This window comes from Bacillus cereus, assembly GCF_002577405.1.
Taxonomy (GTDB): Bacteria; Bacillota; Bacilli; order Bacillales; family Bacillaceae_G; genus Bacillus_A; species Bacillus_A cereus_AU.
Window position 1 is genome coordinate 50,681 of sequence record NZ_NULR01000011.1, and the last position, 17,039, is coordinate 67,719.

Sequence of the window (17,039 nt, forward strand, 5' to 3'; positions counted from 1 at the left end):
TCCCTATTTCTCATTTTTATGAATTTTTAAACTTTCTGAATTATACCTCACAATGCAATATACGGTCAATTTCTTTTCTATTATTACGGCGTAAGACGCAATGGAATCGCTTGCACGTGTAAACACTTTTTTATAGACATACAAAAAAGTGTTAAGTACATAATCGTACTTAACACTCTAGTAATAAAAGAATAATAGCTAATCGTTCGTAAAGAACCGATCAAAAATTTGATAAATAGCAGAAAGACCAAAGAGCCAATAAATAGTGTCCACAAGCGCCGGCATAGAACCAAACCATTTCTCAACTACGTTGTAATCTAACGCTACAAATAACCAATTCAAACCGCCAAGAATCACCAAAATTACTGTAAGGTAAGACAAAAATTTCATTATGATTGCCCCCTAGGTGATAAGATGGTGAAAGGCCTTTCACTAAAAATATATGTACTATACTTAAAAACTTGCCTATTTTCAAAAATTTATTTTCGATACCAACTGTTAATAACTTCCTCTGCTTCTTTACTCTGAATTTGATACGCATGCGTACTATTATTAGAGCCAATAAACCAAATTGAAAAACCTTTAAAATACGGCATCGGTTCTAATACATCTCGGTAAGCACGCCATCCATTTAATTGTACATCTTTTGAAAATACATTTGAAACGTCTGGGTTCCACGGATTTTGCAAGCCAAATTCACGCGCTGGAACGTTAAATCCACCAAAATAAACTGGCTTCCCAGTTGCTTTATGTAACTGTTCCAATTGCTTCACAACATTTTGTCCACGATTATATACTGTTGTTGCAAATAAACTTTGCTTCACTTCTTCGTACGACGGATTTTTATTTCCTGACACTTCAAACCAACTATCAATACTAACAATATCCACCTTTTTTAAATACGGACGATTTATTTTCTCTACAAACTTCGCTTCATAAGAAGGATCAAAGCTTGCCGTTAACCACCAATTCATTTGATACAAAACATTTCCTTTATACTGCTTACGAACAAAATCAATCGTATCGCTCCAGTATCCTTCTGCATATTCCATATTAACGAAATTAGAAGCGATCTTTAATCCATACACATTGTATTTACTAGTAATGGAATTAAAAATATCTTGCAGTACAACCGTTTTCCAATTCCAGAAGAAATTATTCATATTACTAGGATTCCATTCCGTCTCTCCTACATTTCCTTGTTGAATAAATGGGAACGGTTCCACTATAACTTGAATATTACGCTTTAATAATTCTTGAATTAAAATAATAGCCTGTTTCTTTTGTTCCTGATTAATTACCATATTAGTAGAAGTTACATTCGGAATATCAACTTGGATCGGTACATTTACTGTATTTAAATTTAAGCGTTCTACATCCGCTAACACTTTTGCTACATTGCCAACTTCCCATACCGTTACGTTTCCTGCTTTTATTTTTCCAGACTGAACAGTATTTACATCTGCCTGTACATTTCCTTGAAAACAAAAAGAAAACAGCATAATACACACTCCTAAAAAACTTAATACACTCTTATTTTTCTTCACAACTTTCCTCCTATAAATTTTGGCATACTTGCTTATTCTATACAACGTTTCACATATATTCCATAAAAAAATTAATGAATTCTCCTCAAAAAAATGAGTATTCATCCCTTATTCATACTAACCTCCTAAAAATAGTAAGGTAAATGAAAAAAAGAGCGTATTTCCGCTCCTTTTATTCCTGTTACAATTGAAATTATTGAATTCCCTCTGGTAACTTAATTGAATCAAATTTTTCATATGAATCAATTTTTATACTCACAACTGCATCCATCTTTTCTTTGTCCGCGCTAGATTTCTTATCTGCATTACGTTCACTCACTTTTACAGTTGTGCGCATCTCTTCAAATTTATAATCTTTTGTTATTATATATTCAACATTAAACGCATCCATTTCTTCATAATGATCCTACCCCATTCCCTATAAAAAACCATTACACTTCATGTATAGTAAATTAAATGAATCAACACAAAAATAGATACAATACTTATTTAACCTCTAAACTAAACCAGTTATTCAATCCATATGCTAACGTAACTAACGCTCCTATAACACCAAAAACAACAATATTTATGCCCATTGAAGACCCGAATAAAACAGCCATCATTGACACAATCATGAGTAGTATGGCAATACTATTAATCTTAATTTCTACTATATCGCCATCCTTTACCTTCTTTTCTTTGCTCCCAAAAAAGAATTGTTTCACTTTTATATTTGCTTCATCTAACTCAAAAGGAAGCGTATATTCTTCATTATTTTCAAGTTTCATTACTACTTCATTATCTACCTTTACAGCGACTCTCGCTGCTCCGCCCATCATTCCTGTTGCCCTTATTACTTTAATACTCATATTAAATCCCCCTATTAGATTTCACTGCAACTATTAAGAAATTTCCCTTGTTGCGTACTAATCCATTCCCATTTTAATAAAGTGAAACTTTAATCAGTGGGGGTTTTGTCCATCCCCAACTGATTATTAGCCCGCAAATAGCGGGCTAAACATAATATTCCAAAAGGTATTATAACAAGCTCTTTTGTATTTTCTTGTCAAAACTTGTCACATCTCTATAAAAAAGATATTTTATATTTTATCCTTTTTAATATGAAACTTTCATTAGTGGCAGGATTCAAGCCATCCGCTAATATAAGCATAGTTTCATTTAGGTTGTAAAGTTAACACTTTCCCTTCTATCCCCGCCATATTAAGTGTAGTCGTATGATACGTGCCATTTACCCAATCATCTATTTGATCATGATACCAGTCACTTCTAAAATGTCCTGACTGTCCTGGTCCTACGATATGATAACCATTTGACATGTCTTTCGTATCAATAACAAATCTCCAAGACGCCCCATGATTTACAATACCGTTATCATCGTAATTCGCTGCTTGAACGGTAACTTGACTTCCGCCAATTGGAACTGGTTTCTCACGATTAAATGCAAGTAATGCTAACATACTAGATGATTTTGAGATTGGATGTGTAAAAGCAAGTTGATGGTAATCGCCCCACTTCCACTCCGCTACATCAGGTCCATATTCCTTTTGTAATTTCTTCATTACATTCTCGTACGAAGTATGCACAACTTTCGTGAAACCTCCGTACTTCGTAAACCAAGCGCTATTTTCTCCCGCTACTTGTTTTCGAATTAATTCATCAACAACTTGTGACTTTCCTTCAAATAACTCCATCACATCTTTTGGTATTTCTTTTGAAAATAACGTATTTGAAATCTCTTTCATTAACAAATGAAAAATTAACGGTGCCGCTTCATCTTTACTATCGTAAAAATTCCACTTTGTTAACTGTTTTACTCCTTCCTTCTCTGCTTCAGTTAAATCCGTTTTATTTAACTCTTTTAAAAATATAGGAGTAAATTCTTTCCCGTATAAGTTTTTTTGATCCATCTGTAACTTCTGTAAATCTTTTACTGTATACTTATCCTTCTCTTGCAAAAACTCCTGAATACGCATTTGCCTATATGGCTGCGCCCACGTATTACTAATATGGTACGGATAATTATCATCAACAATTTTATTATTTGCAGTTGAGATAAACCCTTCTTTCGGATTTATTACTTTTGGCAATTGATCAAACGGAATATACCCTTCCCATTCATATTCATCTGTCCATCCTGGCACTGGCAGACTACCATCGCCTTTTTTACGCACTGGTATATTTCCATTTGCTTTATAAGCAATCGTGCCATCATTTGATGCAAATACAAAGTTTTGAGTCGGTGTATGAAAATCTTGAAGAGCCGTTTCAAACTCATTCCAATTTTTTGCTTTATTCATATTTAAAACAGCCTTTAATTCAGCTGAAGGCTCCAAAGCAGTCCATTTTAAAGAGAATACTGTTTTCGTTTTTTCTTTCCCTTTATCCGCAAACTCTGAAATGACTGGACCGTGCCTCGTAATCGTAACGTTATAAGGAATTGTCTTTCCGCCTTTTACTTTAATAGATTCATCAACAACAGTAGCTTTTTCCCATTTATCGTTATACAGAAATTCATTTTCATTAGTAGGGTTTCTTTTTTCAATATATAAATCTTGCACATCAGGACCTGTATTCGTAACACCCCATGCTATTTTGTCGTTGTGGCCTAATATAACTCCTGGTACGCCAGCGAAAATAACGCCACTTACATGTAAGTCTTTCATTTCTAGTTTCGTTTGATACCAAATGGAAGGTGTCGCAAGAGAAAGGTGAGGATCATCCGCTAAAATTGGCTTACCAGATGCACTCTTCTCACCGCTTATAACCCAGTTATTACTCCCGTTAAACTCAGGCGGAATGATTGTTTTTGAAAAACTTTGTGCTACGTTCACATTTGTATTTTGCAGTTCAGCTAGCAATCTAGGAGCATCTTTCGGATATGTTGGAAATAGCTCATTTGCTTGCTCTTTCGGAAGGTTTTTCAGCGCCCAATATCGAAACGCCTGTCCGTGCCAATGTCCCCCTAAATCAAACGCCATATACTTTCCAATCGTTAAAGAATCCACAATTGACCATTCAGTAGGTTCATAGCCTAATAGAGTAAACTCAACTGGAAATTTCTTGTCTGCTTTCGCCTCACGTATAAAAGCGTTCACCCCATCAGCAAATGACTGCAGGGCAAATTTCGCTTCCCCGTCATATTGACTAACAGACGCTTCGGCTGCTCGCCGTAAACCGAGCGTTCGAAACAACTTATCTCGATCAACAGCCGCTTCCCCTACAACTTCACTCAACATCCCGGAAGCTTGCCTTCTACTTAAATCCATTTGAAACAAACGATCTTGCGCTTGTACATATCCTTGTGAAAAATATAAATCATGTGCATTTTCTGCTTTAATATGAGGTACCCCTTTACTATCTCTTTTCACCGTAACAGCATGTTGTAAATCCTCTAGCTTTATCGTTCCATCTATCTTTGGCACAGATCTAAGCGTATATATGTTCAAAAAAATCGCTGTACAGATAACGAATAAAAGAACGATACTACTAGACCAAAGAAAAATTCTCTTACCCCTAGTTCGTTTCTTTTTTATGACGACTTCCATACAATCCCTCCTTTCTCAAACTATTCGCTTCTATCGTAAAAGAACCTTTTAGAAAAGAAAAAACCTTACTTTCTCATGTTATGGATCATACAAACTAAATACCTCTCTCTTATGCACTCCTTCCTTTGCTTCACTGAAATATACTCGTCCTTTCTTACACCAATTCCTCAAAATCCCCTTCACATAAGCGAACGTTCGCTTATTATGTTCAAACGCAACTTTAAGTGCTTCTAGTACTACCTTTCCTGAAATTCTTTGTATCCAACCCTTCAATTCCTTCACAATATATGGAGAGAGACTACTTATATTGTGTTCGTAAAACTTATAAACTTCACTATGCAGAGTAGTCTCTTCTACAGTTTCTATAACTTCCACATCTTCCTCCTCTTCAACAACTTCTTGTAAACTACTATTATCCTCTTCTTTCGGCATACCAAAATGCTGCAGTAATAATGGAATCTTCCATTCTTCTTCAAGACACTTACGTAAAAACATATGTATGAACTCTTTACTCTTCACAGCCTTTAACTCACGTAATACGCACTTTTCTACATTCGTATTTAAAATAGGGTTATAGCGTAGCCAATTTGTAATATATAACTCTTTCGTTTCTGTATCATATAAAATCTTCCCGTATTCAACAAAGCGGTTCAACAACTCCTCCACAGTTTCCATACTGTAACCTGTTTCAAGCTCTGCCAAACGTTTCGGTAATATGTAAATTCCACATTGCTTCGTTTTCGTACCCGTTAACAAATATATATAAAAATAACGCTCCTCTGGTGTTAAATCTAAAATAAATTCATCTTGCCAAAAGTTCACCCGCACATTACGGTACACCGCCATATGTTTGCCTCCTCCCTTCATTCGTAAAAAGATAAAATTCAACTCTTCAATATAAATGTAGGATTGTGGGGATGGTTTGGGCGTTTGAATTCAAATTTTTTTACAACTACTACAACAACGGTTTTATTTTTTCGCGCTTTTTGTTCTTGTAGTTGTTTTTGTTTTGTTTTTTCTTAGTGATTTATTACTTGGTAGGTGCTTATGAGGGGCTTGGAAGGGGCTTAATAGTGGCTAATATAAAAAGGAGCTGTTCCAAATTCTCATTTTGGATAGCTCCTTTAAAATCCTTATTACTTTTTCTTGTATCAGTACAAACTTCTACATACAATTCATTTATTTCTGCATAGAGTCTAACATCTTCACTAAAAAGGCAGCTGCCTCACCACGAGTTGTTGTACCTTTAGGATTAAACTCATTATTTCCAACACCTGTAACTACCTTTAAGCTGTATAATCGTTGAACAGGCTGTTTGTATGTGATCAAATGTTGATCTGTAAATGGTAATGCGACTAATTCACCTGTAACACCTTTATATTGTAATGCTTTGTCAATCATGATAGATGCTTCTTCACGAGTGATGTGTGCGTTAGGATCAAAAATCCCCCCGCCACGACCGCTAACAATACCTGCACTTGCACTACGTTTAATACCGTTATGAAGTGATGGATGCGCTTCGTTAATATCTACAAATGACTTATCTCCCTCTGGTAGTTGAAGAGCATTTGAAATTAATGCGGCAAACTCAGCTCTTGTTACATTACGATAAGGAGCAAATACACCATTTCCTTCCCCATGCATAATACCAAGACTATGTAGTTTGCGAATATGTCCCTCAAACCATCCACCTGTAATATCATCTTTTGGCTTTTGTACTTCTTCTCTTGGTACATTATAGTTAATTTTAATCCAACTTGGATTATAGAAAATCCACTCTCCATTTCCTACTTTGTACCAACCATTTTTAACTGCTAACACTTTGTAACGGTCTCCGTTTGAAGCCTTACGAACGGTTTGATGTTCAAGTCCTGCACCGCTACGTACGTTTATACCGTCACCATTAACGACTAGCTCCATGCTAGGTTCAGCTGGATTATATTCATTTGAATCAAATAACTCATTTCTTTCTTGTAAAGGCGAGTCAATTTGTGCGTTAACATTTGCATACCATTGAATACCTTGTACGAAGCCAGTCCAATTCCCACGAGAAATTAAAATATCTGGACATTTTTTCCCACTCCATTGTTGATGCTTATAAATGTGGTCCGCGCTAATTCCTTCTTTATTCATTAAGTAACCTGCAAGTCGTTTTGCATTCTCTAACGCTTTATTATAATCTCCATCTTGGTTAACTGAAATTTCGATACCGATAGACTCTCTGTTTCCTGAGCCATCACCATCTCCTGCATGCCAACCGTTTTCATTTGTTGGTAAGTGCTGATAAATTTGTTTATCGTCCACTGTAAAATGCCAAGAAGCTGTTCGGAACGTACCTTCCGTTGCTTGTTTATACAAATATTTCGCATGATTTTCAGCATTAGCACCGCGGGCTGTGTTTGCAGTCTCATGAATTGTAATGTAACGTGCTTTCATCGGATTGGCAGGGCGAATATCAGGATTTCCTGCTGGAACAATCCACTCTACAAATGGGACACCTGCAAGTGTTCCATATTTCTTTGTAGTCATCGATGCACTATACTGAATAGCTCTTGGCTTTTCAACCGGCTTCATTTCACGAGTAGACCCATCATTTCGACCGTCTACATTTTCAAATGCCTTTTCAATGTTTGAAATAGCTTCATCTTCCGCCACTTGACCTTTTTTAGCTTCTTTCATTTTATTTAACTCTTCTGTTTCATCATGTTTATGCTTATATTCTTCTAGAAGAATTTTCTCGTTTTCTGATACTTCCGCTTCGTTAATTTGTACGTGATTAGGAGTTTCTAGATTGAAATCAGAATGACTTAATCCGCTCGTTCCACGTTCCCCTTTGGCAACACTAAGTTGGTCAGTATGAGATTTGTTTATCTCTTCTGCTGATGTTGCTACAGGTACTCCTCCTAAAATTACAAAACTTGTTGATAGTGCGATTACTTGTTTTTTAATTATTTTTTTCATTGCTGTATGAAACACCTACACATTTCGTGTAAGTATCTCAACCTCCCTTTATTTTCTCATTATTGAAAGACTATGAATCTACTATGTACTTCTAACAACCCTTTTTTCATCCTTTTATTAATACTCTCATTCTATCCCCAGTAGGAGAATCATAGTTTTTAATTTTTTCTACAAAATCCCTTAACAAACATTATTTTACAACCAATTGTAACTACCGTCAAAAACACTTACAACAATCAAAATTTAACCCTATACTGTAGCAAATACAACTTCCTTTCACTCTATTACTTGCGCAGTATATTCAACCTTGAAACGATTATAAAAAAGTCGCACTGCTCCCTCTTACAGAATCTTTTTATGCAACACTAAGGACGAATTACCGAACCCTTATAGAAAGTAGACAACCTATTCGTATACGATTAGTATTAAACTTGAGAAGTACGGAACACTTGATGATACATATAAACTAAGTAGTTACAACGAAAAAGAACTTAAATAGTTTAGAAAGGAAGAATAGATCTATGGACTTTAAAACAGTTATGCAAGAGCTTGAATCCCTCGGTAAGGAACGAACGAAAAAAATATACATATCTAACGGTGCACACGAACCAGTTTTTGGCGTAGCTACAGGCGCTATGAAACCAATCGCTAAGAAAATAAAATTAAATCAAGAGTTAGCCGAGGAACTGTATGCCACTGGCAACTACGATGCTATGTACTTTGCAGGCATTATCGCAGATCCAAAAGCTATGAGTGAATCTGATTTTGATCGCTGGATAGACGGAGCATATTTTTATATGCTATCCGATTATGTGGTGGCAGTAACTTTATCGGAGTCTAATATTGCTCAAGACGTTGCTGATAAATGGATTACAAGTGGGGACGAGCTGAGAATGTCAGCGGGATGGAGTTGCTACTGTTGGCTTTTAGGAAATCGTAAAGACAATGAGTTTTCCGAAAGCAAAATTTCCGATATGCTTGAAATGGTGAAAAATACAATTCATGATTCACCAGAACGAACAAAATCCGCTATGAATAATTTCCTAAACACTGTAGCAATTTCATATGTACCACTACATGAAAAAGCAGTTGAGACTGCAAAAGAAGTTGGTATAGTTGAAGTGAAACGTGATAAGAAAAAAAGCAGCCTTCTTAATGCTTCCGAAAGTATTCAGAAAGAACTTGATAGAGGAAGACTTGGTTTTAAGCGTAAATATGTAAGGTGTTAATCAGATTCGTATCGGGGTGTCAATTCGAGAAAGATTGACACCTTTTTTGTTATTCAACTATTAGATAAACTCAATAACTTCATTAATAGATTCACTAAACATATCAGTATCTTCATTTTTTATTTTCAATAATGGTTCTTTAATGTTACTCGTAAAGATGTCCCTGTTTATTATTCATTTCTGTTAACACCTAACATTTAAAATATGTACTCACAGCATTCTTCACTATCACCATACTCCTCTTCAATGCACCATACATTTCCCTTTTCACTTTCAATTATTCATATAAATTCTCAATTTCAATAAACCAAAAAGAACCCTTTTCCATACACTTATCATCAATTTTTTTCAACTCTTCCTTCAACCAACTTATTGTACACTCTGGTATATTATTATCGATAAAGGCATCCTCACCATTTATCTCTACTGCCTTATCGATCATTTTTGAATATACTAATAAACATTCTGCAAATTGATGTATAGAAGAATTCATAAACACTTCTTTATACTCATCACTTTTATTTAGAAATACTATATTTTCTTGTTTTTCAATTATACAAATTGGATCTCCAGAACTTGTTGTTCCTAAATACAAATATTTTCGAAACTCTTCTGGCATATGAAATACATTTATAATAGACCTTATGAAAGACTGAGATGAAGTAAACTCTAAATATGGTGACGGTGTTTCTGGTAAGCCTCCTATAGACAAAAACCTCTTCACTTCATCAGAAAAATTTTTGTCCATTAATTCTTTTTCATGAAATGTAATAAGTGGGCCATCTTTATTAACATCCCATTTCTCTCGAAAATCCTCTGGTAATATCATTCTTTCACCTTCTTGACGTGTTTATATCTTTTAAGATTTAATTGGGCTACTAGTTGTTTTTTTATTTTTTCCACATAAAAAAATACCATCTATTATTATCTACACTTATTCACTAAAACTCCCTATACGACTACATATCCGTAAAAATACTTTTTACCAATCTTCCATTCTTTCTTTGTTAAAACATCAATATATGACATCAACTCTCTATTTTTTTCATTTGTTATAATCGTATCGTATTGAATTGGACATTTGATTCCACTCCAAATTGATAAAACGGAAGGTATAGTAACAACATTATAAGTAGTTCTATCTCTTAAAGAACTCATAACTTCCGACACTAATTCCTTTGCCAAGTCTCCAGGAAAAGATAGTCTATTATGATAATAATATTCTTGCGTATCATTATTTTCGATAAACCCAGAATAAGCTTCATTAAATTTTTCTAAAGATACTTCATAATACTCGTCCTCAATTCCAAGCATCCATGAAAGTTCATTTCTAATAGCTTTTTCAACAAAGGTATCTTCCCACTCTTCTAGTAATGCTAAAAGATATGGTACTACATGATATGAAAGAGTTTCACCAGCACTTACTACAAAATTATGAACTCCATCCTCTGAAGCACTTGAAAGGAATTTCAAATTATTCGTTTCTAATAAATCATCGTGAGTAGCTACTGAGCAAAATAGTCTAGTACATAAATTCAAAACAAGCTCATCTCGAGTACTATTCATAAGTTCGATTAGTAACCCCTTTACAGAGAAATCACCAAGCTTTAACAATTCATTTCTGCATCATCAACCAACCATGCGATTCGTATGTCTTCTTTTGTAATCGTTTCATTGTTATGTAAGTCTTTCCACGCAATCAAATCAATTGACGCAGTCCACAAAATGTTGTCACCGCCTTTTGATGCACCGATTCCTAATGCCCCTGTGACAGCTGCTATTTCAATCACATTTTCTGAGAATCTATTTTCAAATTTACTTATTTGACTTGATTTACTCAATTTCGAATACATTCCTTTCATCACCCACAGGCATAAGTACTTTGTGAGTTTTCCTGTTTTATTATAATTGGTCATGGTAAAGCCTATATAGAATTATAGCTATAATTCTATATAGGCTTTTTTTCACCTGGAATCTTAAATTTATTTACATCATATTCTTTAATTATATATACTTTTATAGCTTCAAAATCTTTACCAAAAGCGAGAGATGGATTTTTTAAGAAATATATTATTTCTTCGTCGTCATAAATTCGGGCTTTAATTATTTCTTTGTCCGTGTGAAACGATAAATTGACTCCTTTGTAAAAATATTCGTAGTATCCCTCTTCATCCTGCTCACTCTTATCTTCAAAAGGAACAGATTCAATATGATATATATTCCCATTTACATTTATTGATTTCATACAGCATTACTCCCTTTTTAAGAATATTCACAAGAAATTAAATAGTCTCTGTCAATCATACCAAAAATAAGGGATTTACTTTTAGAATTTATAAAAAATATATAGGATTAAATTAAAATCTTTATATTATTTTTCATATTACTTCATTATCTCTGTACAATTGTGTAATGTGTCACAGAAGTAGACATATTACAATGAGTTGCAGTGAAGGGGAGTATCCCTTGAGAATATAAAATAAGAAGATCAATCTAGAAAGACTATCTAGTTCGATCTTCTTTTATTGAATTTTTAACGAATTTACCGAAAGAACTCTCCTTCCTCAACCGTGTGAAGGGCAATAGCCCAACGGTAGGTGGGAGATGAATTTCGTTTTGGCATAGCCAAAAACTTTTGATAAACTAACTATATGAAGTTCTTTGATAACTTGATATAGAAGGTTGCAGGAAGAAAATAGAGTGCGAAAACCAAGCCATATTCGGTTCCTGCTTAAAATATCAACCGTACGAAAAGAGCGTCCAAGCGTTGGACATCTAGGGATGGAACACCCCGAAGTAACGCTCAGGGAGACGAAAGGTTACTTTCGTCGTGGAACTGAGAAGCTCCCACTTCAAGCTTTGCTAAGTGGCGAGTAGTTCACACAATCTTTCAACACAAATATGAGGACTTCCTTATTTCATTACTATACTTTATACATTTTATGCGTTAGAAACTTCTTCTTTCAATTTATATACCCTATCTCTTTTTTCATCATTTTTGATAAAAATAAGCTTTCCTTCTTTAACAAAACCTTCTAATAGTAAGCATACTTGCCCATATGCTTTCGGCTTATCAGTTGTGAATCTTTCATCTGATATTTTACCAGCTTGTATTAATTGTTCGCATAACTCAAGTGCACTTATTTCTTCAGAATTAAGTAATTCTAAAATATCCTTTTGTAAGGGCGATAAAGGTACAGGGATCTCGGCTACCTCCACCTTTTCTTTTTCTTCTTCAAATAAATCTTCAAATGAAATTTGATCCATTACACCTTTTCCTTTCTAACAATTGGTTTATATAACATGAACTGAATCCTATATGTACTGGAACTTTAAATATTATTTATTGTTATGTAGTACTTACCTTATTACATGAATTTCAAACTCATGTACATCATTTCATATAGTATGTTTTGATTATACCAAATATACGTTCTGTCTTCTATTGTAGATTGGAAAAGGGAACGTTTTACTGCCCAGGTGGTCATCCGAGTGTGCACTTACCATATCAAGACGACAATTAGGATGGCTTCTTGATGGATTTGCTTTTCAACAAAACAAGGTCATCAAGTTGTACATGCGAGAACCCTTCTATACAAATCACATATGAAAAAGGAATTTGTATGATTTTGTTGAATGGATTTATAAAAATGAATTACACAAACAATAACTTCAAAATCAACTTTTATTGTATATTTTGGAGTTACTTTACGGTTCACTGTTTCTACCATTTTTAAATAGCGATGAATATTCCTCACCTAAATATTATGATTAAGTTTCATAGAGATTATTAAAATTAAAATAGGTAGCCACATTATAGAAATTTATGGTAAATAATCATCGTTTATATGTTATAATCGCGATGTAAGTATTCAGTTATATTAGATGCGTAATCTGGTTATTCAATACATTTAAAATAAATTGGGGAGGTTTTCACAAATGGGCAAGAAAACAAGCAAAGCTAAGAATTTTTTTGGATTAGTAATCACCGCAGCACTAGCAACTACAACGATGGTAGGCACAGTAAATGCAGAAACAACTACGAAAACAAACTTTAATGAAAATAGCTATAAGGTAGTTAGCAACAATGATACTGTATTTACAGATGTACCAAAGGACCACTGGTCAAAAGATGCTATTGATTACTTAGCGGCAGCAGGGATTTATAAGGGATATGGAAATGGCAAATTTGGTTTTGGGGACAACATCACTAGAGGACAGGTAGCTTCTTTAGTCAATAGACATTTAGGTTTAATAGCAGACGATAAACAAGGAAATATGTTTAGTGATATTGCAAATCATATGTTTGAAAAAGATATTAAAGCCATTGCGCAAGCTGGAATTATGACAGGTGATGGAACAGGTACATTCCGTCCAGATGATGTATTAACTCGATATGAGATGGCAGTAATATTACAAAAAGCATTTCATTTAGAATCAAAAGAACAAGGAAAATTTAAAGACGTACCAAAAGGTCATTGGGCTTATGAAGCTGTAAATACACTGCGTAGTAACCGTATAGCACAAGGTGACGAGGCAGGTAATTTTAACGGAAACACATTTGTGAAGCGTGAGCAGTATGCACAATTTTTCTATAATGCAATAGCAAAAAACAGAGATTATAATTTCAACATCAATTCAAAAGAAGAACTGAAACAAATGTTAACAACAGCTTTAGAGAATGGGACGTTTGGTCCATTTAAATTAAATTCATTGGGTAAAGATCTATCTGATGTAAAAAAAGAATATGGAGTGCCTGATGTTTTGAAAAAAGCATCATGTACAGAATGTGATGCACCTAATACAGCGGTATACGGAAATTATAATATTGACATGTACCCTTCGGACGCAAGATATATATGGGTAAAAATGGATATAACTATCAATGAATTAAAAGAGTGGTTTGGTGAACCAGATGAAATCGGAGGGGATATGACTAGCGAAGGCTTTGTATATAATCGAGGAAGCTATTATCTTTATTTCAGCTTCTCTGATGGTTATATTCAACGCGCTGAAATATCTAAACATGAATATAATTAATAAGTTACAAACAATATAAATATATAAAACATAAAAAATCCTTCAAGAACATGCCTTTTCTTGAGGGATTTTATTTGTCTCTATCTATTTAACATAATACAAAGCTATAAAACTCCTACTGATTAAACTTTATTTTTCTTGATGCTCCGCATCCCATTCACTTAAATACGTTGCATATTCTAATTCATCTGGATCATCATGTAACATAGAAATAAACTCTAATTTATTTCCATCACAATCTAGAAAATATACGCTTGCAGCTGGCATCCACCTTTGAACAATTGGCTCTTCATTCCCTTTCCCCTGACTCCCTACTACCTCTATTCCACGCTTCTCTAACCACAATTTAGCAGTCTTTAAAAACGCTAAATCTACACGAAAAGCGAAGTGTTTCGTCTCAAAATCTTCATTAGTATGTACTTCCCATAATCCGATCATTTGTTTTTTATTTTCTCCTACCCAAAAGAACGCAACTCGTCTTTTCGATAGTTTTTTTGCTAATGCTACACCTAACTTATTTTGATAGAAATCTATCGCTTTTTCTAAATTTCTTACATGTAAATGAGTTTCATATATGCTTTGTATCATTATATATTTCTCCCTCCCCTACATACGCAACATTCCAATTCCCAAAAGTATATCTTGTTTTTATAATACAAATAAATATATTTTAAATCATCCTACTTTTGTATCATTTTTCTTTCCTACAATGGTATAAGTATAAATATTCCGGATTTATACTTCATGTCCCAACGCTGAAATTCTATAAATTAAGCATCGTTCAATTTACTTTTACATTTTTATTTAGTTAATTTTTCTCACTACTACCTTTACTAACAAAGATCGCTTTGCTTAGTCTTTCATTGGTCAGTAAAAAAACAAGCCATCCAACTCAAATGAATTGGATGGCTTTATACTATAAAGAAAATTTGTTATTTTGTTTTACTTCAATTTCCCCTCAAAAACAATCTTCCTACCGCACGGTTCAACTACTGTTTTTCCGTCTTTCTTCACTTCATGAAAGATTGGTTCTTCCATACGACGTGATGGTGCGTAGCCTTCTTGTTCCATACGCGCTAAACAGTCTGTAATTGTTTCATTTTCGAGTACTTCAAATTTCTTTTTATTAGGTTGTTTTGTCATGACCTAACCTACTTTCTATTTTTCTTGATGCGAATTGATTCTTCATGTAGATCATATATAACATTGCGAGAATTCCCATTATAATCATAACCGCAATAAAAAAGCTTGTATACTGTATTTTTTCTATAAATACGCCTCCTAATACAGGCCCCATAATACTTCCTAAACTGAAGGCGATTCCAGATAATATATTACCTGCTGGTAGTAAGTGTCTCGGTAATAAATCAGTCATAAATCCAAGTCCTAAGGAGAAACACGATCCAATAACCATACCTGCTAACAGCATACAGGCAAAGACGATCCAGTAATATTGATCAAATACTGCTGCAAGTAGGAAAATGCCCGTACTTATGCTGAACGTCCACGTTAATATACGGTCTCTTCCGTATTTATCACTCAATATACCAAGCGGAATTTGTGTAATAATACCCCCAACTGCAAATGCTGGTAATAAGAAGGATACATCTGAAACAGACCACCCTTTACGAAGCGCGTATACTGGTAAGTTACTGTTTAACATCGCTTCAAGCACACCGTATGCAAGTGGTCCCAGTAATGCAATCCATCCTAATCCAACAACTTGTTTATAACGAGAAAATGATGATTCACTTTCAGTTTTCGTTTCATCTTGTGCTGGGAATGCATTTTTCGTTGGTAATAGTAAAAGCCAACCTATTAAGCAAAGTATAGTAGATATCATAAACGGCGTTGCAAGGCCGTACTGAACGGTACTCGCTAAATACGGACCAACGGCAAAACCAATTCCGAAAAATACACCGTATATCGATACTTGTCTCCCTATTTTACTCGGATCGGATGTTGTCGTGATCCACGTTTGCGTTCCGACATGAAGCATATGATCTCCGACTCCAACTAGAAATCTAAGAATAAACCATACCCAAAATGAAAATGTTTGTGTAAAAAAGAATAATGAAATAATAACGAGAAACCCACCAATAACGATAATTGGCTTCATTCCAAACTTTTGCATCGGTTTTTCAAGAAACGGGGAGATAACTAATATCCCAATGTATAATGCCGTCGCATGAATACCGTTAATACTTGAACTAACCCCTTCTTGTTCAAAAATCATTGCAATGGCAGGTAAGAGCATACCTTGTGACAAACCTGAGATTGCCACAATTCCAACCATAATCCAAAAAGTAAAACGCATCGACATCCTCTTTCCTCCTTCTCACACTTTCCACCTTTCATTATAAACGGTTTCTGTAAATGCGTGTACGAATATTCACAATAAAAAAAGAAGCTAAAAGAATGAACCTTTTAGCTTCCTATCCCTCCCAAACTTGCGCTTTCACATTGTAATGAAAGTGTTTAAAATATGGATTTTCATAAAATGAAGGCCCATATAAGTAATGATGCACATGAGCTGTTAGTGGTTGTTGCATTTGCATAGGAACTACAGCTGGTGAAACGTGCATATACATCGGATCAATCATTATTTTTGTATATAAGTGATAATGATATGGTGAATGAGCAATTAAGACTGGTTGATGCATTGATGTTCTCCCCTTTTACCTACAAATGTTATAGTATATGCAATACTTTTC

Annotated in this window: 15 protein-coding genes and 4 pseudogenes; 2 read left to right on the forward strand and 17 right to left on the reverse strand. The window is 34.4% G+C overall.

The window, feature by feature from the left end; all coding sequences use genetic code 11:
* Positions 1-198 precede the first annotated feature (198 nt).
* The 7 genes and pseudogenes from COC96_RS14580 to COC96_RS14615 form a co-directional block, all read right to left on the reverse strand.
* Complete coding sequence (locus COC96_RS14580) at positions 199-390, reverse strand: DUF378 domain-containing protein (RefSeq protein WP_000670801.1); 192 nt, start codon at positions 388-390, stop codon at positions 199-201.
* Between the two features lie 89 nt (positions 391-479).
* Complete coding sequence (locus tag COC96_RS14585; protein ID WP_141536119.1) at positions 480-1,547, reverse strand: glycoside hydrolase family 113; 1,068 nt, start codon at positions 1,545-1,547, stop codon at positions 480-482.
* A 193-nt stretch (positions 1,548-1,740) separates the two neighbouring features.
* Positions 1,741-1,938, reverse strand: a pseudogene (locus COC96_RS14590) (hypothetical protein); the annotation flags it as partial.
* Between the two features lie 94 nt (positions 1,939-2,032).
* Entirely contained in the window at positions 2,033-2,398 is a 366-nt protein-coding gene (locus COC96_RS14595; protein WP_098267562.1) for a hypothetical protein, read from the reverse strand.
* Between the two features lie 306 nt (positions 2,399-2,704).
* Entirely contained in the window at positions 2,705-5,095 is a 2,391-nt protein-coding gene (locus COC96_RS14600; RefSeq protein ID WP_098267561.1) for a penicillin acylase family protein, read from the reverse strand.
* Between the two features lie 78 nt (positions 5,096-5,173).
* Positions 5,174-5,962, reverse strand: a complete 789-nt coding sequence (locus COC96_RS14605) for a DnaD domain-containing protein (protein WP_255287990.1) — start codon at positions 5,960-5,962, stop codon at positions 5,174-5,176.
* 312 nt (positions 5,963-6,274) lie between these two features.
* On the reverse strand, positions 6,275-8,056 hold the full coding sequence (locus tag COC96_RS14615; protein WP_098769024.1) for an S-layer homology domain-containing protein: 1,782 nt from the start codon (positions 8,054-8,056) through the stop codon (positions 6,275-6,277).
* A gap of 521 nt (positions 8,057-8,577) precedes the next feature.
* On the opposite strand from COC96_RS14615, the gene COC96_RS14620 reads away from it, so the two are divergent.
* Positions 8,578-9,285, forward strand: a complete 708-nt coding sequence (locus tag COC96_RS14620; protein WP_098768973.1) for a DNA alkylation repair protein — start codon at positions 8,578-8,580, stop codon at positions 9,283-9,285.
* Positions 9,286-9,345: 60 nt separating this feature from the next.
* Here the strand turns inward: COC96_RS14620 and COC96_RS28700 are convergent.
* The 6 genes and pseudogenes from COC96_RS28700 to COC96_RS14650 all read right to left on the reverse strand — a co-directional run.
* A pseudogene (locus tag COC96_RS28700) lies at positions 9,346-9,429 on the reverse strand (Imm30 family immunity protein); the annotation flags it as partial.
* Between the two features lie 133 nt (positions 9,430-9,562).
* Complete coding sequence (locus COC96_RS14625) at positions 9,563-10,114, reverse strand: SUKH-4 family immunity protein (protein WP_098768974.1); 552 nt, start codon at positions 10,112-10,114, stop codon at positions 9,563-9,565.
* 122 nt (positions 10,115-10,236) lie between these two features.
* A pseudogene (gene imm47 / locus COC96_RS14630) lies at positions 10,237-10,905 on the reverse strand (Imm47 family immunity protein); the annotation flags it as partial.
* Positions 10,905-11,147, reverse strand: a pseudogene (locus tag COC96_RS28525) (DUF7021 domain-containing protein); the annotation flags it as partial. The pseudogenes COC96_RS28525 and imm47, both read right to left, overlap by 1 nt.
* An 86-nt stretch (positions 11,148-11,233) precedes the next feature.
* The gene (locus COC96_RS14640) at positions 11,234-11,530 is read right to left on the reverse strand and encodes a hypothetical protein (protein ID WP_142340004.1); all 297 of its coding nucleotides are present in this window, start codon (positions 11,528-11,530) and stop codon (positions 11,234-11,236) included.
* 695 nt (positions 11,531-12,225) lie between these two features.
* Positions 12,226-12,552, reverse strand: coding sequence for a DUF3895 domain-containing protein (locus tag COC96_RS14650; protein ID WP_098768976.1), 327 nt, complete (start codon positions 12,550-12,552; stop codon positions 12,226-12,228).
* 672 nt (positions 12,553-13,224) lie between these two features.
* Between COC96_RS14650 and COC96_RS14655 the strand changes: the two genes are divergently transcribed.
* On the forward strand, positions 13,225-14,325 hold the full coding sequence (locus COC96_RS14655) for an S-layer homology domain-containing protein (RefSeq protein WP_098768977.1): 1,101 nt from the start codon (positions 13,225-13,227) through the stop codon (positions 14,323-14,325).
* Between the two features lie 129 nt (positions 14,326-14,454).
* On the opposite strand, the gene COC96_RS14660 is transcribed toward COC96_RS14655, so the two are convergent.
* From COC96_RS14660 to COC96_RS14675, 4 genes are all read right to left on the reverse strand, one after another.
* Complete coding sequence (locus tag COC96_RS14660) at positions 14,455-14,913, reverse strand: VOC family protein (RefSeq protein WP_098267553.1); 459 nt, start codon at positions 14,911-14,913, stop codon at positions 14,455-14,457.
* Between the two features lie 354 nt (positions 14,914-15,267).
* Positions 15,268-15,468, reverse strand: coding sequence for an NETI motif-containing protein (locus COC96_RS14665; RefSeq protein ID WP_000166303.1), 201 nt, complete (start codon positions 15,466-15,468; stop codon positions 15,268-15,270).
* Entirely contained in the window at positions 15,452-16,648 is a 1,197-nt protein-coding gene (locus COC96_RS14670; protein ID WP_098768978.1) for an MFS transporter, read from the reverse strand. The genes COC96_RS14665 and COC96_RS14670 overlap by 17 nt, the downstream gene beginning before the upstream one ends.
* Positions 16,649-16,760: 112 nt before the next feature.
* Positions 16,761-16,988 (reverse strand): hypothetical protein, encoded by a 228-nt coding sequence (locus COC96_RS14675; RefSeq protein ID WP_098267551.1) that lies wholly within the window; start codon positions 16,986-16,988, stop codon positions 16,761-16,763.
* Positions 16,989-17,039 lie beyond the last annotated feature (51 nt).